The sequence below is a fragment of the Mumia sp. Pv4-285 genome, assembly GCF_041320275.1.
Classification (GTDB): Bacteria; Actinomycetota; Actinomycetes; order Propionibacteriales; family Nocardioidaceae; genus Mumia; species Mumia qirimensis.
Window position 1 is genome coordinate 3,101,510 of record NZ_CP162023.1, and the last position, 21,263, is coordinate 3,122,772.

The 21,263-nt window shown below is 71.1% G+C and carries 20 protein-coding genes; 10 read left to right on the plus strand and 10 right to left on the minus strand.

Annotated elements, in window-relative coordinates:
- The first annotated feature begins 58 nt into the window (after window positions 1-58).
- Together AB3M34_RS14940 and AB3M34_RS14945 are read left to right on the plus strand one after the other, a co-directional pair.
- The gene (locus AB3M34_RS14940) at window positions 59-670 is read left to right on the plus strand and encodes a ClpP family protease (protein WP_370615047.1); all 612 of its coding nucleotides are present in this window, start codon (window positions 59-61) and stop codon (window positions 668-670) included.
- Complete coding sequence (locus tag AB3M34_RS14945) at window positions 667-1,290, plus strand: ClpP family protease (protein WP_370615048.1); 624 nt, start codon at window positions 667-669, stop codon at window positions 1,288-1,290. The genes AB3M34_RS14940 and AB3M34_RS14945 overlap by 4 nt, the downstream gene beginning before the upstream one ends.
- A 25-nt stretch (window positions 1,291-1,315) precedes the next feature.
- On the opposite strand, the gene AB3M34_RS14950 is transcribed toward AB3M34_RS14945, so the two are convergent.
- From AB3M34_RS14950 to AB3M34_RS14965, 4 genes are all read right to left on the minus strand, one after another.
- Entirely contained in the window at window positions 1,316-1,657 is a 342-nt protein-coding gene (locus AB3M34_RS14950) for a helix-turn-helix domain-containing protein (protein WP_370615050.1), read from the minus strand.
- 89 nt (window positions 1,658-1,746) lie between these two features.
- Window positions 1,747-2,442: an acyltransferase gene (locus AB3M34_RS14955; protein ID WP_370615052.1), complete on the minus strand. Its 696-nt coding sequence runs from the start codon at window positions 2,440-2,442 to the stop codon at window positions 1,747-1,749.
- 42 nt (window positions 2,443-2,484) lie between these two features.
- The gene (locus AB3M34_RS14960; RefSeq protein WP_370615054.1) at window positions 2,485-3,453 is read right to left on the minus strand and encodes a class I SAM-dependent methyltransferase; all 969 of its coding nucleotides are present in this window, start codon (window positions 3,451-3,453) and stop codon (window positions 2,485-2,487) included.
- 4 nt (window positions 3,454-3,457) lie between these two features.
- Window positions 3,458-4,237, minus strand: coding sequence for an enoyl-CoA hydratase/isomerase family protein (locus AB3M34_RS14965; RefSeq protein WP_370615055.1), 780 nt, complete (start codon window positions 4,235-4,237; stop codon window positions 3,458-3,460).
- Window positions 4,238-4,379: 142 nt separating this feature from the next.
- Between AB3M34_RS14965 and glgX the strand changes: the two genes are divergently transcribed.
- Window positions 4,380-6,344, plus strand: a complete 1,965-nt coding sequence (gene glgX / locus AB3M34_RS14970) for a glycogen debranching protein GlgX (protein WP_370615057.1) — start codon at window positions 4,380-4,382, stop codon at window positions 6,342-6,344.
- A 54-nt stretch (window positions 6,345-6,398) separates the two neighbouring features.
- Window positions 6,399-8,333: an alpha-1,4-glucan--maltose-1-phosphate maltosyltransferase gene (locus AB3M34_RS14975; protein WP_370615059.1), complete on the plus strand. Its 1,935-nt coding sequence runs from the start codon at window positions 6,399-6,401 to the stop codon at window positions 8,331-8,333.
- A gap of 203 nt (window positions 8,334-8,536) precedes the next feature.
- Here the strand turns inward: AB3M34_RS14975 and AB3M34_RS14980 are convergent, their stop codons facing one another.
- Window positions 8,537-9,055, minus strand: a complete 519-nt coding sequence (locus AB3M34_RS14980) for a hypothetical protein (RefSeq protein WP_370615061.1) — start codon at window positions 9,053-9,055, stop codon at window positions 8,537-8,539.
- 72 nt (window positions 9,056-9,127) lie between these two features.
- Between AB3M34_RS14980 and treS the strand changes: the two genes are divergently transcribed.
- The 4 genes from treS (at window position 9,128) to AB3M34_RS15000 (ending at window position 14,979) form a co-directional block, all read left to right on the plus strand.
- On the plus strand, window positions 9,128-10,837 hold the full coding sequence (treS, locus tag AB3M34_RS14985; RefSeq protein WP_370615062.1) for a maltose alpha-D-glucosyltransferase: 1,710 nt from the start codon (window positions 9,128-9,130) through the stop codon (window positions 10,835-10,837).
- Window positions 10,837-12,267 (plus strand): maltokinase N-terminal cap-like domain-containing protein, encoded by a 1,431-nt coding sequence (locus AB3M34_RS14990; protein ID WP_370615064.1) that lies wholly within the window; start codon window positions 10,837-10,839, stop codon window positions 12,265-12,267. Before treS ends, AB3M34_RS14990 begins: the two co-directional genes overlap by 1 nt.
- Window positions 12,268-12,335: 68 nt before the next feature.
- Complete coding sequence (glgB, locus tag AB3M34_RS14995) at window positions 12,336-14,141, plus strand: 1,4-alpha-glucan branching protein GlgB (protein WP_370615066.1); 1,806 nt, start codon at window positions 12,336-12,338, stop codon at window positions 14,139-14,141.
- Complete coding sequence (locus AB3M34_RS15000; RefSeq protein ID WP_370615068.1) at window positions 14,134-14,979, plus strand: NUDIX domain-containing protein; 846 nt, start codon at window positions 14,134-14,136, stop codon at window positions 14,977-14,979. The genes glgB and AB3M34_RS15000 overlap by 8 nt, the downstream gene beginning before the upstream one ends.
- 25 nt (window positions 14,980-15,004) lie before the next feature.
- Here the strand turns inward: AB3M34_RS15000 and AB3M34_RS15005 are convergent, their stop codons facing one another.
- The 4 genes from AB3M34_RS15005 to AB3M34_RS15020 all read right to left on the minus strand — a co-directional run bounded on the left by AB3M34_RS15005 (window position 15,005) and on the right by AB3M34_RS15020 (window position 18,275).
- The gene (locus AB3M34_RS15005; protein ID WP_370615070.1) at window positions 15,005-16,018 is read right to left on the minus strand and encodes a hypothetical protein; all 1,014 of its coding nucleotides are present in this window, start codon (window positions 16,016-16,018) and stop codon (window positions 15,005-15,007) included.
- Entirely contained in the window at window positions 16,015-16,878 is an 864-nt protein-coding gene (locus AB3M34_RS15010; protein WP_370615071.1) for a hypothetical protein, read from the minus strand. The genes AB3M34_RS15005 and AB3M34_RS15010 overlap by 4 nt, the downstream gene beginning before the upstream one ends.
- A gap of 73 nt (window positions 16,879-16,951) precedes the next feature.
- Complete coding sequence (locus AB3M34_RS15015; RefSeq protein WP_370615073.1) at window positions 16,952-17,872, minus strand: co-chaperone YbbN; 921 nt, start codon at window positions 17,870-17,872, stop codon at window positions 16,952-16,954.
- 76 nt (window positions 17,873-17,948) lie between these two features.
- Window positions 17,949-18,275 (minus strand): hypothetical protein, encoded by a 327-nt coding sequence (locus tag AB3M34_RS15020; RefSeq protein ID WP_370615075.1) that lies wholly within the window; start codon window positions 18,273-18,275, stop codon window positions 17,949-17,951.
- Window positions 18,276-18,320: 45 nt separating this feature from the next.
- Here AB3M34_RS15020 and AB3M34_RS15025 point away from each other — a divergent pair, with 45 nt between their 5' ends.
- Entirely contained in the window at window positions 18,321-19,736 is a 1,416-nt protein-coding gene (locus AB3M34_RS15025) for an amidase (RefSeq protein ID WP_370615077.1), read from the plus strand.
- Window positions 19,737-19,746: 10 nt separating this feature from the next.
- Window positions 19,747-20,832 carry a mechanosensitive ion channel family protein gene (locus AB3M34_RS15030; protein ID WP_370615079.1) on the plus strand — a complete coding sequence of 362 codons (1,086 nt, stop codon included), beginning with the start codon at window positions 19,747-19,749 and terminating at the stop codon, window positions 20,830-20,832.
- Window positions 20,833-20,839: 7 nt separating this feature from the next.
- On the opposite strand, the gene AB3M34_RS15035 is transcribed toward AB3M34_RS15030, so the two are convergent.
- A complete protein-coding gene (locus AB3M34_RS15035) occupies window positions 20,840-21,256 on the minus strand; it encodes a globin (RefSeq protein ID WP_407070168.1) in 417 nt (138 codons plus the stop codon).
- Between the last annotated feature and the right edge of the window lie 7 nt (window positions 21,257-21,263).

Consider the following 21,263-nt stretch of genomic DNA (forward strand, 5'->3'; position numbering starts at 1 on the left):
GATCTGCCGGCAGGTGATCCGCTGGTGCCGCCCGGGTCCGCGCGGTCACCGTGGAGCCATGACCGACACCAGAGCACCCTCCTTCGACACCACGGCGCGGCAGTACCTGCTCGGGCGACGCATCCTCGTGCTCGACGGCGTCCTGGACGACGACAACGGAACGCTCCTCGCCACCCAGCTCCTCACACTCGCCGCCGACGACCCCGCCACCGACGTGGCGCTGTGGATCCACTCCCCCGGCGGCTCGGTGCCGTCGATGCTCGCGCTGCGCGACGTCATGCGGCTCATCCCCTGCGACGTGGCCACCCTCGCCCTCGGGCTCGCGTGCAGCGCCGGGCAGTTCCTGCTGTCGGCGGGGACGCCGGGCAAGCGGTACGCCCTTCCGCACTCTCGGGTCCTCATGCACCAGGGCTCGGCCGGGATCGGAGGGACCGCGGTCGAGATCGAGGTCCAGGCCGACGACCTGCGCCACACCCGGGACACCGTGCTCGCCCTCGTCGCCGAAGACACCGGGCAGCCGGTCGAGCAGATCTTCGAGGACTCGCTCCACGACCGCTGGTTCACCGCGGCCGAGGCCCGGTCGTACGGGTTCGTCGACCACGTCGTCGACAGCTTCGACCAGGTGATGCCCGCACGGCGGCGGACGGTCGGGATCGGGGTGGCGCGATGAGCAAGCAGGTTGCGTCCAACCAATACACGATCCCCAACGTCATCGCGAGCAATCCTCGCGGCGAGCGGATCATGGACGTCTACTCGCACCTCCTCACCGAGCGCATCGTCTACCTCGGGACCGCCATCGATGCCGGGGTCGCCAACGCGCTGATCGCACAGCTCCTCCACCTCGAGGCCGACAACCCGGACGCCGAGATCAACCTGTACGTGAACTGCGAGGGCGGCGACGAGACGGCGATGCTGGCGGTCTACGACACGATGCAGCACGTCCGCTCGCCGATCGCGACGGTGTGCGTCGGACAGGCGATCGCCGCCGGCGCGGTCCTCGTCGCGGGCGGCACCCCGGGTCGACGTGCGACCCTTCCCCACGCCCGTTTCGTGCTCCACCAGCCCGCGGCACGCGGTCAGGGGACGATCCCCGACCTCATCCTCCAGGCCGACGAGGTGGTCCGGGTCCGCAACGAGATGGAGGCGATCCTGTCCGCGCACACGGGTCAGTCCGTCGAGACGCTGCGCCACGACACCGACCGCGACCGTGTCTTCTCTGCGACGGCAGCGCGCGCGTACGGCCTCGTCGACGCGGTCATGGAGCCACGGGACCTGCTGTCGTACGGGTGAGGCGGCGTACGGGCGCTGGCAGCGGTCACACGACCGCGGCGAGCGCCTTCGGGCCGAGGTCGAGCGACGTGCCGGCGTACAGGTCGCGTCGGAGCTCGCCCGAGACGTGCTCCGTCAGATCGAGAAGGGTCGTCCCGAGCGCTCCGGCGACGGCCGCGATGATCTCGCTCGACGGCTCCTTGCGGCCGCGCTCGACCTCGGAGAGGTACTGCGGCGAGATGCCGGCCGCGGCCGCCGTGTCAGCGAGGCGTTGGCCGCGCTCGAGCCGGAGCGCGCGGATCCGGCGACCCAGGACGTCGCGCCAGAGCGGCTCCGGCTCTGCTGCCGGAAACCTGCGGCGCGGGCCGATCCTGATGACGTCACCCATGCTCGGATGCTAGGCCGGGTCTGCCGTGATCGGGAGGGCATTCTGCTCTGGGCAGAGCGGAGGTGGAGATCGAACGGCCGCCGGCGGTCTCACCCGGGCGGCGGCAGCTCACGCGCTTCGGCCTGCTCCTCCGCGACCTCGGCGGTGTAGCGCTGGATCTCGACCCAGTCGGCGAGGTCGTCGCGACGGCTCTTCACCACCCGTCCGGGGAGGCCGGCGACGATCGCGAAGTCCGGGTACTCACCGCGCGCCACCGTGTGCGCGGCGAGCACGACGCCGCGACCGGTACGCGTGCCCCGCAGGACGGTCGCCTTCACGCCGATCCACGAGTGCGGGCCGATCCGGACCGGCGAGACGACCAGCCCCTGGTCCTTGATCGGCTTCGCCAGGTCGAGCGTGACGTGGTCGAAGTCGCAGATGTACGTCCAGTCCGACACGATCGTCGCTGCGCCGACCTCGATGTCGAGGTGCGCGTTGACGGTGTTGTCGGACCCCATGACGACCTTGTCGCCCAGCCGCAGCGTGCCGTTGTGGGCACGCAGCGCCGTACGGTCGCCGAGGTGCACGAACCTGCCGAGGACCACCCGGCCGTACGGCGGCTTCGTCTCGATCACGACGCCGCGGCCGAGGAAGACGAAACCCTCCGTGACGACGTCGGGATGGCGGCGCTTGAACCGCCAGAAGCGCCAGTACCGGACGAGGTGGTACGCCGTCCAGGCGCGGTGCCGCCGGACCCACCGCAGCGAGTCGAGGGTCACGAAGCGCGCCGGGCGCGGGGCGGTCATGGCAAGGGAACCGTCATCGGAGCGGTGTCACGGGCAGGGCTGTCACGGCTTGGTCGCCGACACCGAGACGTTGTAGTAGAGGCCCTTCGGCACGACCGGGGTGAGCGCCTTGTCGAGCGCGGACAGCCGGAGCCACGACTTGTACGCAAACATCCGCCAGCGTGGCCCCAGCTTGTCCTCCGGGACGGCAGCCTCGAACGTACGGACCGGCCAGCCGAACCACGACGCCGTCAGCTCCTCGGTCGCCGTACGCACGTTGACGCCACCGGCGCGCAGGACCGTGCGCTCGAGCGCTGCGGGTTCGAAGGTGTGCAGGTCGACGACCGCCTCGAGCGCTGCCGCGCGCGACGACTCGTCCAGCTCCTCGGCCGGACGCGACCAGCCGCGCAGCGGTCCGAGCCTCGTCGCGTTCGTGGTCGCCCACCACGTCAGCCGCGAGAGGCGCCGGGCCACGAAGTCACCCCGCGCTGTCGGCTCGCCGCAGATGACGATGCGGCCACCGGGACGCAGCACCCGCAGCATCTCGCGGAACGCCTTCTCGACGTCGGGGATGTGGTGGATGACCGCGTGACCGATCACGAGGTCGAACGACTCGTCCGGGTACGGCAGCTCCTCCGCGTCGGCGGCCTGGCCGTCGAGCGCGAAGCCGAGCCCGTCGGCGTTGCGCTTCGCGACCTCGACCATCCCGGGAGAGATGTCGGTGACCGTGCCCTTGTCGACGACGCCCGCGAGCATCAGGTTGAGCGTGAAGAACCCGGTGCCGGCACCGATCTCGAGGCTGCGTCCGTACGGCCAGCCTGCCTCTCCGGCGACCGCTACGAAGCGGTCGCGCGCGTAGGAGATGCAGCGCTCGTCGAACGAGATGGACCACTTCTCGTCGTACGTCTGGGCTTCCCAGTCGTGGTACAGGACCTGCGCGAGCTTGGTGTCGTGCCAGGCGGCCTCGACCTCGTCCGCGGAGGCGTGCGGGTTGGGGCTGGCGTTCAGGTCGACATCGGCGTCGGTGCTCATCGTGCTACTTCCCCTCGAAGGTGGCCTTGCCCGGGCCGTTCTCGACGAAGGACCGCATGCCGGTCTTCTGGTCGTCGGTGGCGAACAGGGCGGAGAAGACGTGGCGCTCGATGTCGAGCCCGGTCGCGAGGTCGACCTCGAGCCCGCGGTCGGTCGCCTCCTTGATGCCGCGCAGCGCGAGCGAGGCGGCGCCGACGAACTGTCGTGCCCACGCCAGCGCCTCGTCGTACACGGACTCCGCCGGGAAGAGGCGGTCCACGAGGCCGATCTCGAGCGCCTCGGCGGCGTCGACCATGCGACCGGTGAACATGATGTCCTTCGCCTTCGCGGGGCCGACGAGGCGCGGGAGCCGCTGCGTACCCCCGGCGCCGGGGATGATCCCGAGGAGGATCTCGGGCTGCCCGAGCTTGGCGTTGTCGGCGGCGAAGCGGACGTCGGTGCACATCGCGAGCTCGCAGCCACCGCCGAGGGCGTAGCCCGTGATCGCCGAGACCGTCGGCTTCGGGATCGCGGCGACCGCGTTGAACGCAGCCTGGAGGGCACGGCCGCGCGTGCTCATCTCGGGATAGGTGAGGTCGGACATCTCCTTGATGTCCGCACCGGCGGCGAAGACGCGCTCGCCGCCGTAGACGACGACCGCGGACACGTCGGTGCGCTCGGTCGCCTCCGCGGCGCACTCCGCGAGCTCGGTCTGGAGCTGCAGGCTGATCGCGTTCATCTTCGGACGGTCCAGCCGGATCGTCCCGACGCCGTCGGTCACCTCGAGCCTGACGAACTCACCCATGAGTGCTGCCTTCCTTCGGGCGCGAAGCCGTGGAGTCTGCCGCGTCGTGACAGTCCTGCTGTCGACGTACGCGTGGTCCGAGGGTAGCGAACGCCGCACGCCGGGGTCTGAGCACGTCGGCGGGGTGCTTCATGATGGGGGCATGGCCGAGACCTGGGCGTACGAGCGCCACCCCAGTGCGCCGGGGAGTCCGTACCCCCTCGGGGCGCAACCCGTCGTGTCCGGCACCAACTTCGCCGTCCACGCCCCGCGTGCCCGTCGGATGCGGCTGCTGCTGCCCGGCGTGGGGACGTACGAGGTCGACTCCAGGACCGGCTCGATCTGGCACGTGGAGGTGCGTGGCGTCGGCCCGGGGCAGGAGTACGCGTTCGAGGTCGACGGCGTCCGGGTGCTCGACCCGTACGCCAAGCACGTCGACGGCGGGCTCGACGGCAACACGTCACGCCTTCGCTCGTACGTCGCAGACCCGGCGTTCGACTGGTCGGGCGACGCGCCACCGCGCACGCCGTGGGACCGGACGGTCGTCTACGAGGCGCACGTGCGCGGGATGACGATGCAGCACCCGGACGTCCCGGAGGAGATCCGGGGCACGTACGCCGGGCTCGCGCACCCCGCGGTCCTCGACCGGCTCGTCGACCTCGGGGTCACCGCGGTCGAGCTGCTCCCGGTGCACCACTTCGTGACCGAGCCGACGGTCGCCGATCGAGGGCTGGTCAACTACTGGGGCTACAACACGGTGTCGTTCCTCGCCCCGCACGCGCCCTACGCCGCCGGCGACGACCCGGTCGGTGAGTTCAAGGAGATGGTCCGGGCGCTGCACGCGCGGGGGCTCGAGGTGATCCTCGACGTCGTCTACAACCACACCGCCGAGGGCGGCGAGGGCGGCCCCAGGATCCACCTGCGCGCGCTGGACGACTCCGGCTACTACCGGCACGCTCAAGGCCACTACTTCGACGTCACGGGGTGCGGCAACACGGTGCGCGCCGACTCCGCGCCCGCTTCGGCGCTGATCGTGGAGTCGCTGCGCTACTGGGTTCGTGAGATGCACGTCGACGGCTTCCGCTTCGACCTCGCGTCCGCGCTCGCCCGCACCGGTCGCGGCCGCGTCGACGTCGCGCGTTCGGTGATCGAGACGATCAGCCGCGACCCGGTCCTGCGCAGCGTGAAGCTGATCGCCGAGCCGTGGGACGCGAGCATGGACGGCTACCTCGTCGGCGGCTACCCGCAGGGCTGGAGCGAGTGGAACGACAAGTTCCGCGACGAGGTGCGCGACTTCTGGCGTGGCCACGGCGGCGGTGTCGCCGGCGTCGCGATGCGGCTCGCGGGGTCGTCCGCGACGTTCGAGCCGAGCGGCCGGCCCCCGCAGGCGTCGGTGAACTTCATCACCGCCCACGACGGTTTCACGCTGCGCGACCTGGTCTCGTACGACGAGAAGCACAACGAGGCCAACGGCGAGGACAACCGCGACGGCCACTCCGGCAACCGCTCCTGGAACTGCGGTGTGGAGGGTGAGACCGACGACGTGGAGGTGCTGGCGCTGCGTCGACGCCAGGCAGCCAACCTCGTCGCGACGACGCTGCTCGCTGCCGGTGTCCCGATGCTGCGTGCCGGTGACGAGCTCGGGCAGACGCAGGGCGGCAACAACAACGCGTACTGCCACGACTCGCCGATGACCTGGCTCCCGCCGGTGGCCGAGGTGGGCTGGGAGCACGTCCGCGAGGTCGTCTCGCGCGTCAACGCGCTGCGGGCCGAGCACCCCGTGCTGCGGACCACCCGGTTCTACACCGGCGCGGTCTCCGAGGACGGTCGCGAGGACCTGCGCTGGCTCCACCCCGACGGACGTGACTGGGCCGAAGGTGACTGGCACGACGAGGGGCTGCGCACCCTCGGCCTGGCACTCAACGGCGCCCCGACCGGCGCGTGCGCCGTCGTACTCCTCAACTCGGGCGACGAACAGGTCGACTGGATGCTGCCCGACGGGCCGTGGCCCTGGAAGTACGCCGTCGCGCTCGACACCGCCGACCTCGATCACGACGGGGCGTACGACTCCGGCGCGTCGGTGCCGGTCGCCGCGCACAGCCTGGTGCTGCTGCTCGAGGCGCCCTGAGCATCGGCGCCCGGTGGCCTGAGCCGTGGCGCCTTGTCGGATAGCGTGGCGCGCATGTTGCGGATCCCGGTCATGGACGTCTGCCCGGTCGTCGAGCACGGCGCGTACGCCGCCAAGGCCGCGGTCGGCGAGCCGTTCCCGATCCGGGCGCGCATCTTCCGCGAGGGGCACGACGCACTCGGCGCGGGAGTCGTGCTCACCGGCCCCGACCGGCGGGACCGCCCCTGGATCCCGCTCCCCCACCTGGACAACGACCACCACGAGCTGTGGGTGACCCTCGACGCGACGGGCCCGTGGTCGTTCCGGATCGAGACGTGGTCCGACCCGTTCGGCACGTGGCTGCACGACGCGCCGGTCAAGGTCGCCGCCGACGTCGACACCGAGCTGATGCCCGTCGAGGGCGCGCTGCTGCTCGAGCGCGCCGCGAAGGCGCTCCCCCGCGGCCGGACCGCGGAGCGCAACACGCTCCGCAGCGCAGCCAAGGCCCTCCGCGACCGGCGCGTCGGTGCCGCCGAGCGCATCGACGCCGCGACCTCGCCGGAGGTGCTCGACATCATGAGCCGCTTCCCTGTGCGCGACCTGCTCGAGAGCACCCCTTCGTACCCGGTGTTCGCCGACCGCGAGCGTGCGCTGAGCGGATCCTGGTACGAGCTGTTCCCGCGATCGTACGGCGGCCTGCGGGGCTCGATCGACCAGCTGGACCGGGTCGCGGCGATGGGGTTCGACGTGGTCTACCTGCCGCCCATCCACCCGATCGGCCGGGTGAACCGCAAGGGCCGCAACAACTCGCTGCATCCCGAGCCGGGCGACCCGGGATCCCCGTGGGCGATCGGCGCCGCCGAAGGCGGCCACGACGCGATCCACCCCGAGCTCGGCACGTTCGACGACCTCGCCGCGTTCGTCTCCGCGACCCGCGAGCGCGGCATGGAGGTCGCCCTCGACCTCGCGCTCCAGTGCGCGCCCGACCACCCGTGGGTCGCCGCGCACCCCGAGTGGTTCACGACGCGCGCCGACGGCACGATCGCGTACGCGGAGAACCCGCCCAAGAAGTACCAGGACATCTATCCGCTCAACTTCGACAACGACCCCGAGGGCCTGTACGCCGAGGTGCTGCGCGTGGTCCGGCACTGGATGGCGCACGGGATCCGGATCTACCGCGTCGACAACCCGCACACCAAGCCGGTGCCGTTCTGGGAGCGGCTGCTCGCGGAGGTGCGCCGTACGGATCCCGACGTCGTCTTCCTCGCCGAGGCGTTCACGCGACCGGCGATGATGCGCTCGCTCGGCACGGTCGGGTTCCACCAGTCCTACTCCTACTTCACGTGGCGCGAGACGAAGGAGGAGCTGTCCTCGTACCTCGCGGAGGTGTCCGGACGCAAGGCGCACGTGATGCGCTCGGCGTTCTGGGTGAACACCCCCGACATCCTTCCGTCCCATCTGCAGACGGGTGATCCGGCGATGTTCCGGCTGAGGGCCGTGCTCGCCGCGACCGGCACCCCGACGTGGGGCATGTACTCCGGCTTCGAGCTGCTCGAGCACACGCCCCTGCGGCCCGGGAGCGAGGAGTACCTCGACTCCGAGAAGTACGAGATCCGGCACCGCAACTTCGACGTCGAGCACTCGATCGCGCCGTTCATCGCGAGGCTCAACGGCATCCGGCGCGAGCACCCGGCGCTCCAGCAGCTGCACCGGCTGCGCGTGCACGACACGGACTCCGACCACATCCTCTGCTACTCGCGCCGCCACCTGACGGACGCGCGCGACACTGGCCGTCCGGACGACGCGGTGATCGTCGTCGCGAACCTCGAGCCTTCGGTGGCGCACGAGACGACGGTCCATCTCGACCTGCCCGCGCTCGGGATCGGCTGGGGAGAGCGCTTCGCCGTCCGCGACGAGCTGACGGGCCAGGTGTACGAGTGGAGCGAGGACAACTACGTGCGGCTCGGCGGCGACGCCGAGGTCGCCCACGTGCTGACCGTGCTGCGCTGAGGGGCGGGCGTACGCACAAAGCGTCCGCTGCGTCTACTCAGCGACGTCTCTAGGCGTCGCTGAGTAGACGCAGGCGTCGCTCGGTGGGCCGAACCAGCTGGGAAGCGGAACGGAAGGTCTCGATCGCTTCGCGCCTCGACCAGCGGGTCCGGGCTCGCGCCTCGACCAGCGGGGCCGGGCTCGCGCCTCGACCAGCGGGGCCCTCAGGCTGTAGGGCGGCGGTGGAGCGTCTCCACGTAGTCCCACGCGTCCACGAGCCGCATGGTCGTACGGCGCCGGAGCAGCTTGAGCGCCCGCCACCGGCCCCAGCGGAACTGAGCGATCTCCCTGAGGTCGCCGGCAAGGGTCTCGTCGACCTCGGCGTGGTCGAGGTCCGAGGCGTCGTCGTACGCCTGCTGGATCAGTCGGCGCTCGATCAGGACCGACCACTCGTCGACCCGGGACCGCGCTGCGAGGAGCGAAAGGTTCGTGCTCCCGTGGAGCAGCCTGATGGCCTCCATCTTGCGCCCGGACTCGAGGAGCCGGCTGATCTCTGCGCGGGTCACCTGGTCGACCGGTCGGTTGCCCTGCGTCCACAGCGTCGCCTGGCGCACCTCGGGCGCGATCGGCGTGAGGTGACGTGCCGCGATCGGCTCCGGGGGCTCGCGCCGGCCGGTCCACCACATCAGGAGCGCACCGATGGCGATCCCGGAGAGGACGGCAGCGACCACGGCCACGAGCATGGCCTCACCCTAGTGCTGCGCGCGCAGGTCGCCGAGCAGATTCGCCGGGCGAGTGGCACTAGGGTGGCGCGCATGAACGTCCCCGTGCCAGCACCGGACCTCACCGTGGACCGGCGCGACGACGATCCGCTGTGGTTCAAGCGCGCCGTCTTCTACGAAGTCCTCGTCCGCTCGTTCCACGACTCCACCGGCGACGGCATCGGCGACCTCGCCGGGCTGACCAGCAAGCTGGACTATCTCCAGTGGCTGGGCGTCGACTGTCTGTGGCTGCCCCCGTTCTTCCCGTCGCCGTTGCGCGACGGCGGCTACGACGTCGCCGACTACACCAGCGTCTCCCCCGAGCTGGGGTCGGTCGAGGACTTCAAGGAGCTCCTCGACGAGGCCCACGCACGCGGGATCCGGATCATCATCGACGTGGTCATGAACCACACGTCCGACGCCCACCCGTGGTTCCAGGAGTCGCGCACGGACCCCGACGGCCCGTACGGCGACTTCTACGTGTGGGCCGACGACGACGAGGCGTACGCCGACGCGCGCATCATCTTCGTCGACACCGAGTCGTCGAACTGGACGTACGACCCGGTGCGCGGCCAGTACTTCTGGCACCGCTTCTACGGTCACCAACCGGACCTCAACTTCGAGAACCCCGCCGTCCACCAGGCGATGCTGGACGCGCTCGCGTTCTGGCTGGAGCTCGGTGTCGACGGGTTCCGGCTGGACGCCGTCCCCTACCTGTACGAGGAGGAGGGCACCAGCAGCGAGAACCTCGAGCCGACCCACGAGTTCCTGCGGATGGTCCGCCGGTTCGTCGACGACAACTACCCGGGTCGGGTGCTGCTCGCCGAGGCGAACCAGTGGCCGTCGGACGTCGTCGACTACTTCGGCGACCCGAAGGTCGGTGGCGACGAGTGCCACATGTGCTTCCACTTCCCCGTGATGCCGCGCCTGTTCATGGGGGTGCGTCGGGAGTCGCGCTACCCGATCTCCGAGATCATGGAGCAGACACCGGACATCCCGGACGGCTGCCAGTGGGGCATCTTCCTGCGCAACCACGACGAGCTCACGCTCGAGATGGTGACCGACGAGGACCGCGACTACATGTGGCGCGAGTACGCGACGGACCCGCGGATGAAGGCGAACATCGGCATCCGTCGCCGCCTCGCGCCGCTGCTCGACAACGACACCAACCGCATCGAGCTCTTCACCGCGCTGCTGCTGAGCCTCCCCGGGTCGCCGGTGCTCTACTACGGCGACGAGATCGGCATGGGCGACAACATCTGGCTCGGCGACCGCGACGGCGTCCGGACGCCGATGCAGTGGACTCCCGACCGCAACGCCGGCTTCTCGGTCGCCAACCCCGGCAAGCTCACGCTGCCGGTGATCATGGACCCCGTCTTCGGCTACCAGTCGGTCAACGTGATCGCGGAGCAGGAGAACACGTCGTCGCTGCTGCACTGGACCCGGCGCATGATCCACATCCGCAAGCAGCACCGTGCCTTCGGTGTCGGCACGTTCCGCGACCTCGGCGGCTCGAACCCGTCGGTGCTGTCGTTCGTCCGCGAGCACGAGGGCGACGTGATGCTCTGCGTCAACAACCTCTCTCGCTTCCCGCAGCCGATCGAGCTCGACCTGCACGCGTACGCAGGGGTGCGGCCCGTCGAGATGTTCGGCGGTGTCGAGTTCCCCGCGATCGGAGACCTGCCGTACCTGCTGACGCTCGCCGGGCACGGCTTCTACTGGTTCCGGCTCGGCCGCCGCACGTCCGACACGGAGGAGTCCTGATGTCCACCGACCGCACGCACGACGTGCTCGAGTACCTCGTCCGGCAACGGTGGTTCGCCGGGGAGGGCACGGGCTGGGAGGTCGACCGGATCCAGCCCCTCGAGTGGCTCAGCCACCCGTCGACCGGGATCGGAGTGAGGTTCGAGCTCGTCACAGTCCGCGGGCCGGGGGGCACGCAGACCTACAATGTGCCGCTCGCCTACCGCGACGAACCGATCGAGGCCAACGCGTACGGGCTCGTCGGCACGACCTCCCTGGGCGCCGGAGAGACGGCTGCGGACCTGTACGTCTACGACGCGCTGCACGACCCGGTGGCGCGACAGGTGCTGATGAAGGGATTCTTCGAGGCCTCCTCCCCGCTGGTCGAGGCGCGAAGCGATCGAGACCACACCTCCTACACCTCTCTCATCCCGCTCGGCGAGGACGGCGCGACGGTGATCAGCCCCGACTCGGAGTCGGTGCTGCTCGCCGTCGAGCAGTCGAACACCTCGATGGTGGTGGCGGAGACCGCGATGCTGAAGGTCTTCCGGAAGGTCGTCGACGGCCGCAACCCCGACGTCGAGATCCACGACGCGCTCGCAGGGCCCGGCGACGAGGCGATCGCGGCTCTGTGGGGCTGGATCAGCGCGACACCTCCCGGCACCAGCGCCTCGTACGATCTCGCGATGCTCCAGCGGTTCCTGAGGACGGCGAGCAACGGCTGGGAGAGCGCCCGCGCGAGCGTGCGTGACCTGCTCGCCGAGCCAGATCTGGAGCCCTCGGCCGCCGGCGGCGACTTCGCCGGTGAGGCGTTGCGCCTGGGTGAGACCGTGCGACTCGTGCACACCCTCATGGCCGAGCGGCTGCCGACGGCCGACTGGCGAGCCGACGAGCTGGCCGCGCTCGCGGACCGGCTCGACGAACGCCTCGCCCGTCTGGCCGAGCGGGTGGACGAGCTGGAGCGGTACGCCGACGCCGCGCGGTCGGTCTATGCCCGGCTCCGTACGCTCGACAGCCCGGTGCGCGCACAGCGGGTCCACGGCGACCTCCACCTCGGTCAGACGCTGCGTACGACCGCCGGATGGAAGCTGATCGACTTCGAGGGCGAGCCCGTCGCGCCGCTCGAGGAGCGCGTGGCCCTGGACTCGGTGTGGCGCGACGTCGCCGGCATCACGCGGTCTTTCGACTACGCCGCGAACTCGTACCTGCTCCAGACGGCGACCACCGACGAGACGGCGGTCGCGCAGGCACGCGCGTGGGTCGAGCGCAACCGCGCGGCGTTCCTCGCGGGCTACGGCGGCGATCCGGAGGCGCAGCCCACGTCTGCGGACACGGCGCTGCTCGCGGCGTACGAGGTGGACAAGGCGTTGTACGAGTTCGTCTACGAGGTCGACCACCGGCCTGACTGGGCAGCGATCCCGCGCACGTCGCTGGAGGACCTTCTCGGCTGACCGGTGGTGGACGTGGTGGTCCCCACGTCCTCCACACGGCGCCGTCCGAGCGTGAAAGACTCGCCACCATGACGCGAGACCTCTGGCGTGACCTCGGGGCCCACCAGCGCGACGACGGTGTCGACTTCGCGGTCTGGGCACCGCACGCGCGCGAGGTGCAGGTCCTGGGCGACTTCAACGGCTGGGACGGGCACGCGCACGGCCTGACGCGTGGCGACGACGGGGTGTGGCGCGGGCGCGTCGACGACATCGGTGACGGCGCCCTCTACAAGTACGCGGTGCACGGTGCCGACGGCGTCTGGCGGCAGAAGGCCGACCCGTTCGCGACGTGGGCGGAGGTGCCGCCGGACAACGCGTCGCGGGTCTTCACCTCGCAGCACGTCTGGTCCGACGACACGTGGGTGCGCGACCGCACCACCCGCCAGCCGTGGGCAGAGCCGATGAGCGTGTACGAGGTGCACCTCGGCTCGTGGCGCCGCGGTCTGTCGTACGCGGAGCTGGCGCAGACTCTCGTCCCGTACGTCGCCGAGCGCGGATTCACGCATGTCGAGCTGATGCCGGTGATGGAGCACCCGTTCGGCGGCTCGTGGGGCTACCAGGTCACGGGCTACTACGCGCCGACCTCACGCTTCGGCGACCCGGACGGCTTCCGTGCTCTCGTCGACGCGTTCCACGCGGCGGGCATCGGCGTGATCCTCGACTGGGTCCCGGCGCACTTCCCGCGCGACGACTGGGCGCTGGCGCGCTTCGACGGCACCCCGCTGTACGAGCACGCCGATCCCCGCCGTGGCGAGCACCCGGACTGGGGCACGTACGTCTTCGACCTCACCAAGGGCGAGGTGCGCGAGTTCCTGCTCGCGAACGCCTTCTGGTGGTTCGAGGAGTTCCACGTCGACGGGCTGCGCGTCGACGCGGTGGCCTCGATGCTCTACCTCGACTACTCGCGCGGTCCGGGCGGCTGGACGCCGAACGCTCAGGGCGGCAACATCGACCTCGAGGCGGTGTCGTTCTTCCAGGAGCTCAACGCGTCGTGCTACGCCCGTTTCGGCGGCATCGCGATGATCGCCGAGGAGTCGACCGCCTACGACGGGGTGACCCGCGACGTGGCGTACGACGGGCTCGGGTTCGGCTTCAAGTGGAACCTCGGCTGGATGCACGACACCCTCGACTACGTCGAGACCGACCCGATGTACCGGAGCCACGACCACCACCGGCTCACGTTCGCGATGATGTACCACCACGCCGAGAACTTCGTGCTCCCGCTGTCGCACGACGAGGTCGTCCACGGCAAGGGTTCGCTGCTCGGCAAGATGCCTGGCGACGACTGGAAGCGCTTCGCGAACCTCCGCGCGCTGCTGGCGTACCAGTGGTCGCACCCCGGCAAGCAGCTGACGTTCATGGGTGCCGAGATCGCGCAGGAGCGCGAGTGGTCCGAGGAGCGCTCCCTCGACTGGGAGTCGCTCGACGCGCCCTCGCACGCAGGCGTGCAGCGTCTCGTGACCGACCTCAACGCCCACTACGTCGCCAACCCCGCCCTGTGGGAGGACGACTACTCCCCCGACGGCTTCGCCTGGCTCGAGGCGGACGACGCTGCCGGCAACGTGTACGCGTTCGTCCGCCGCGGTGGTGGTCGTACGCTCGTCTGCGTGGCGAACATGTCCGGCGAGACGTGGCAGTCCTACCGTGTCGGTCTGCCCGACGCGGGGGCGTGGCGGGTGGTGCTCTGCACCGACGACGAGGCGTACGGCGGTGCGGGCGCGTCGCCGGGCCCCGATCTGGAGACCGAGCCGATCGCCTGGCACCGGCAGCCGCAGTCCGCCGCCGTACGCCTGCCCGCGCTCTCCTTGACGTGGATCGAGCCGGCCGATGGCTGACCTCACGCTGCGGCCGCTCGGTGACGGCGCGTACGAGGGCAGTGCCTATGAGATACGTGACGGCGAGGACGCCCTCGGCACCTTCAGCGTCGCGGTCGGCGACGACCGTACGGCGTCACTCTCCTGGGACCTCGGTCGCACCGAGGAGCCGCAGCGGTCCCGTGCCGTCAACCTCGCGATCACGTACGCGCTCGACGAGCTGGGAGCCACTCGCGTGCAGACCCTGCTCGACGAGGACACGGTCGCCGACCGCCGCGCGGCCGCCCGCGCCGGCATGCGCCGTGACGGGCTCCTCCGACGGGTCGGCGCCCCCGACCAGGAGCTGCTCTCCCGGTTGTCGGACGACCCGCACCCGGGGACGCGCGAGGGTTTCGTCGCGATGCTCAACGCGGCCCTGCCCAAGAAGCGTGCGATCGCCCAGGCGCTGGTCCGCGACGACGCCGGCCGCGTGCTGCTGTGCGAGCTCACCTACAAGCGCGAGTGGGATCTCCCTGGGGGTGTCGTCGACCCGGGCGAGTCGCCTGCGGACGCGGTGGTGCGCGAGCTCCGTGAGGAGCTCGGTGTCGACGCACGCGTGCGCGGTCTGCGTACGGTCAACTGGCTGCCGCCGTGGAGCGCCTGGGACGATGCGGTGCTGTTCGTCTTCGACGTCGAGCCGTGGGACCCTCAGACGCCGCTGACGCTCCAGCCGACGGAGATCGCCGGCATCCACTGGTGCGACCGCGATCTCGTCCGCGAACGCGCGACCGCCGCCACGATCGAGCTGCTCGACAGCCTCGACGTCGACCCCGACGACGCCTACCGCGAGGCGGGGCAGGTCTTCCGCGGCAACGCCTGAGCGGCCTCGACCCACGAGCGCGCGCTCAGGGTGTCGCGACGCCTGCCGTGTCCTCGGACGCGATCACGCCGCCGTACTGCGCCAGCACCCGAGGCAGGCCGACGCCGCCGGTCGGCGGCACGTACAGCAGCACCTGGTGGTAGTAGCGCAGCAGGCCCGATCGGGCCATCGGCTCGCCGAAGTACGCGCGCTGCTCGGAGGTGGGGGGCCAGCTCACGGTCGCGCCGGGCGACAGCACCCACCCGTCCTGACGCATGAGCGTGCCGAAGACCAGGGCACCGCCGTCCTCGGTGCGGACCGCGTGCTTCACCGGCTGCGACGACCACGTACGGCGGAAGGTCGTGCCCGGCTTGGCGAGACCGGCCGCCTGGGCGCGCATCTGCGTGACGAACGAGTCGGCGGTCACCTGGTTGGCGCGTGGCGACGACGGGTCGCCGAGCACCGCGGCGTACGCCTGGAGCGCCCCGCTCGGAGACGCGACGAGGCCGTCGGCGACGTTCGGGTCGACCGTCTCGAGCTCGTCCCCGGACGTCTTCGGGACGGGCAGGACCGTGCTGATGAGCGCCTCGGGCGTCGCGGTGAGCTCCCACCTGCCGGTGGACGACGCCCGCTCGAAGACCTGGATGCGCCGCACGCCGCGGGTGTCGTCACGGGCGACGGCGAGGAACCACAAAGGGTACTCGGCGAGCCGCGGCGTGTACACGTCCTCCACCTCGGCCCCGCTCACGCCCTTGCCGGTCGACGCGCTGCCGTTGAGCCGCTTGGCGACGTCGATCGCCCCACCGTCGACAGCCAGCACCGAGCCCGACTCCACCAGCGCCAGGATGTCGGGATCGAGCGCCGTGAACGCGGCGCCACGGGCCTTCTCGAAGTTGCGGTACGTGCGTTCGATCTCGCTCTGGTTCGCGGCGATCTTGGAGACGTCGGTGCTCGACTTCTCCCTTGGGATCGCACCGCACCCGACGACGAGCGTCACGGCGAGGGTCGCGACGACCGCGGCCAGACCGGTTCGACGGGTCGGGCGCGTGCGTACCGTCATGCGTCCTCCTTCACCCGGTCTGGCGCGGCCTCGGCGGCCCGTCGCGACCAGGGTCGCAGACGCCTGCGCGGGGGCTTGGCCGGCCGTGACGCCGCTCCCGCTCCGGCGCGCGAGTCCTTCGCCCCCGCACCCGTGGGCACCGCCTCCTCGTCGAGGAAGTCGTCCCACGTGTCCGCGTCCGCCGGATCGGTCTCCAGCCACGGCTCGTCCCACTCGTCGTCGGTCAGTCCAGGCGTCTCGACGCCCGGAGGGCGACGGCGGACCGCCGGAACGAGACCGGCCACGACGACGCCGAGGAGCGCCACCCCGACGCCGAAGACCGCCGTGCCGACCGAGACGCCGAAGGCACCAGGAACCTCGTACGCCGCCGTGACCTGCAGACCCGACAGGTCGGCGTCGCCCATCGCCAGCGCGGCCAGCGAGACCGACTCGTCCGGCAGGTCGAACCGCAGCTGCGCCCCGCCGACTCCCGACGTCTGCTCCAGCCACCAGTCGAGTGCCGTCGGCGCAGCCGGGAGGAACTGGTCACCGGTGACCGGCTTCGTGCTCACGGACCACGGAACGCGGTAGCGGGTGATCTCGACGCGCTGGGTCGACGCCAGGTAGTCGTCGAGGTCGACGGTGTTCGCGAGGCCGAGGAACACCGGCTTGTCGTCCGGCACCTCGATCTGCACGCTGACCTGGGGGCCGTAGCGTGCGAGCACGGCAGGGCGCGTGACGACCGCGCGAGCATCGGTGTCGATCTCGCGCGACCCTGTCGTCATCCGGTCGTCGGGACCGAAGGCGACGGCACCCACCGCGCCCACGATGGCGACGACGACCCCGAGCGCCAGCAACCCGAACCCGGCCACCCGTCGCATGGAGCCAGTATGCAGGGGCCTACCGAACACGGTGCGGTGAGCAAGGTCAGCGCGGCGAGTCAGGGCCTCGATCTCAGAACAGTGCGCTTGCGAGTGCGCGTCGCGCGGCGCTGACGCGCGGGTCGTCGCTCCCGACGATCGTGAACATCTCGACCACCCGAGCGCGGACGCGTTCCTTGTCGTCGCCCGCGGTGCGACGGACGAGATCGATCAGCCGGCCGAACGCGTCCTCGACGTGACCGCCGGAGAGATCCAGGTCGGCCACGAGGAGCTGGGCGTCGATGTCGTCCGGGTTGTCGGCCGCTGCCTGGCGTGCTGCGTTGAGGTCGGCGTCGCCGGTGCGGTGGAGGAGCTTCGCGCCTGCCAACCGCTCGGCAGCCTCCGCATCGGCAGGGTTCGACGCGAGCAGCTTCTCGTACTCGGCGATGGCGGTCGCGTAGTCACCCTCCGCGAACGCGTCGTCCGCGGCCGCGAAACGAGGGTCGTCGACCGGGCCCTCCTCCACGGGAGCCTCGTCACCACCGACGGGAGCAGCGGTGCCGGTGACGCCGTTGGCCTCGGCGACACGGAGCAGCTCGTCGAAGTACTGACGGATCTGCGACTCGTCGACCGTCCCCTGGAACAGCGGGACGGGCTGGCCCTTGACGACACCGAGCACGAACGGGACGCCCTGGGCGCCGAGCATCTGCGCGATCTGGGGGCTGGTGTCGACGTCGACCCGTGCGAGCAGGAGACGACCTGCGTAGGAGTTGGCGACGCTCGCGAGCGAGTCGTTGAACGACGCGCCCTGCGGCGAGCGCGACGACCACAGCGCGATGACGATCACGTGGTCGAGCGAGCTCTGGAGGACGTCCTGGAACGTCCGCTCGTCGACGTCGACGACCCACGAGGCGCCGGCGGGCGCAGGGCTCGAGGACGGGCGTCCGGCGGGTCCGCCGGTGGCAGTGTTCTTGAGCGCCGAGAGGTCGATGGCGCCGGGACGCGAGAAGCTCATCGTCGGGTCTCCTCGAGAGGTTGGTCAGCGGTGGTCCGGACGGTCCGGTCGGTGCGGTCCGATCGGTGCGGCCCGGTCAGTGGTGGGCGGAGATCTCCGCGTGGTCGGAGCCCGCGGTGATCGCCTCACCGGGGGCGGCGATGTAGGGAAGGTAGCTGGGGGTGGTCCGGCGTGCGAGCACGTAGCCGAACACGACGAGCACCAGCACGATCGCGAGCGGGATGCCGACGAAGATCAGCAGCACGTCGAGACCTGACAGCGCGCTGGCCTCGTCCCAGCCGATCGGGACCTCGGCGGAGGCCGGGGCGGCGGCGGCGACCGCGACGACCGGCGCCGCGATCACGGCACCGGCGACGGCAGAACGGGCAACGACACGAGCGGTGGTACGGCTCCGGCTCAGCATGGCCGTCATTCTAGCCGAGCACCCGACGCGTCTAGGCTCGGCGGTATGCCCTCCGATGACGGCGACGTCCTGTCGTCCGCGCTCGCCCTCGCCGCCGCCTACCGCGCGGGCACGACCGACCCGGTCGTCGCCGTCGATGCGCTGCTCGAACGGACGGCGGCGTTGTCGGACGAGGTCGGCGCGTTCGTCACTGTGACGGCGGACCAGGCACGAGCGTCCGCGATCGCTGCCCGCGATGCCCTCCGCGGCCCGGGAGCCGACGCGCTGCCGCTGCTCTTCGGCGTGCCGACGGCGATCAAGGACCTGACACCGACCGCGGGGGTCAGGACGACGTTCGGCTCAGCGGCGTTCGCCGACGTGGTCCCGGAGGACGACGGCACCGTCGCGCTGCTGGTCGCCTCCGCCGGCATGATCAGCCTCGGCAAGACGAACGCCCCGGAGCTCGGCCTGCCCTGCTACACCGAGCCGGACGTCGCGCCCCCCGCACGCACGCCGTACGACCTCACCCGGGGGGCAGGCGGCTCGTCGGGCGGTGCGGCCGCGGCGGTGGCGTCGGGTCTCGTCCCGGTCGCGCTCGGCTCGGACGGGGGCGGCTCCGTCCGGATCCCGGCGTCGGTGTGCGGGCTGGTCGGGATCAAGCCGACCCGTGGCCTCGTCCCCGAGATGCCGTCCGAGATCGACGTGTCGGGTCTCGTCGTCCCCGGCACCCTCGCGAACACCGTGGCCGACGCAGCCGCCCTCCTCGATCTGCTCGCCCTGACAGGCAGCCGCATGCTCGGCGCCAGCCGCCGTGCACCCGGGCGCCTGCGCGTCGGACGGTTCCACGCGCCCGTGATCAGCGACGTGCCGCCTCATCCGGAGGTCGTCGCCGCGTACGAGGACACGAGCCGCCTGCTCGAGCGACTGGGCCACGACGTCGTCGAGGTCGACCCTCCGTTCGGCCCGGAGACGGTCGCTGCCTTCGAGACGGCATGGTTCGTCGGTGCCGCGTCTGCTGCGGTGCCTCTCGAGCGCGAGGAGCTCCTGCGTCCGCTCACGCGGTGGGAGCGTGAGCGCGGACGCGCGGCGAGCGGTGTCGAGTACGCCGACGCGCTGCTGGCGCTCCGGCAGGCCGAGCAGCGCACCCTCGCGGCGTACGAGGACTACGACGTGGTCCTCACGCCGACGATCGGGCAGCTTCCGGCGCCGATCGGCTCCCTGCGCGACGACTCGGACCCGTCGGCCGACTTCGAGGCCCAGAAGGCGTTCACGCCGTACACGTCGATCTGGAACGTCGCCGGGTGCCCTGCCCTGTCGCTGCCGACCGGGTGGAGCGCGGCCGGCCTCCCGATCGGCACCATGATCGCCGGCCGACCCGGCCACGACGCGCTGCTGCTCAGCCTCGCCGCTCAGGTCGAGGACGCCCTGTCCACACCCGGCAACCGGTGGAGCCGTCCGCGCACGCTGGTGCGGCCCCGCTAACGTCGTCCGCATGGCCGACGTCTCGCTCGCAGCAGACAGCGCACAGTGCTGGGAAGAGTCCAGCAACCAGATCTGCCGCCTCGTCTACCACTGGACCGACAACGGCACCGCCGCCGAGATCGCCGACGTCGTGCTCGCGAAGCCGGTCGCGATCCTGATGCTCGTCTTCGGCGGACTCGCTGTCCGCTGGCTCGTCAACCGGATCATCGACCGGGTCGTCCGGAGCGCGGCGTCCGGCACGGTCCCGGGCGCTCGGGCTGCCGAGTCGTTCAGCCCTGCGCTGCACGAGCGCCGCGAGCAGCGCGCACGGAGCATGGGGTCGCTCCTCAAGAACATCTCGACGATCGTCATCTTCACCGTGGTCGCCTTCATGGTGATCGCGACGCTCGGCTACAACATCGCGCCGCTCCTCGCGTCCGCCGGCATTCTCGGTGTCGCCCTCGGCTTCGGCGCGCAGAGCCTCGTCAAGGACTTCCTGTCGGGCATCTTCATGATCCTCGAGGACCAGTACGGCGTCGGCGACGTCGTCGACCTCGGTGACGCGGTCGGCACCGTCGAGGCCGTCAGCATGCGGGTGACGCGGCTGAGGGACGTCAACGGCACCGTCTGGTACGTCCGCAACGGCGAGATCATCCGGGTCGGCAACCAGTCCCAGAACTGGGCGCGCACGGTCCTCGACATCCCGGTCGGCTACGAGGTCGACCTCGGCCGGGTCCGCGAGGTCCTGCACGAGGTCGCGCACGCGCTGTGGCAGGACCCCTCGTGGAGCGGTGCCGTGCTCGAGGAGCCGGAGGTGTGGGGCGTCGAGCGGTGGACGGCCGAGGGTGTCGTCGTCCGCGTCGTCCTCAAGACGGCGCCGCTCAAGCAGTGGGAGGTCGCGCGCGAGATGCGCGAGCTCATCAAGGACCGCTTCGACGCTCTCGGCATCGACATCCCGTACGCCCACGCGGCCGCGTACGGCGCTCCCCCGCAGTCCGCGGCGGCGGCCGCGGCCGCTGCAGAGGCGGAGGCTGCCGAGGCAGAGGCAGCTGCTGCGGAGGGCGACGAAGCTCCGCCGTCCGAGCCGGAGGCTTCGGGGCCGGAGCGTCGGCGGTAGCGGCTGGCTAGCCGAGGTCCTCGGGCGCGTTGATCATGAACTGCGCCGCGTGGGTGACGTACGCCCAGAACTCTCGGTCGTGCTCGGGCGACAGCGCGACTCGGTCGAGTGCCGCGCGGAAGTGGAGCAGCCAGTGCTGCGCAGCCGTCGGCGTCACCGCGAACGGCGCATGGCGCATCCGCAGGCGCGGGTGACCGCGGCGCTCGGAGTAGGTGGTCGGCCCGCCCCAGTACTGGACGAGGAACAACGTGAAGCGCTCCTCGGCCGGGCCGAGGTCCTCCTCGGGATACATCGGACGCAGGACCGGGTCCTCGGCGACGCCCTCGTAGAAGGCGGCGACGATCGCCGCGATCGTGTCGTAGCCGCCGATCGCGTCGTAGAAGGTCTGCTGCTGCTCCGCCTGGTCCTGACTCACGCTGTTCATTCTCCCG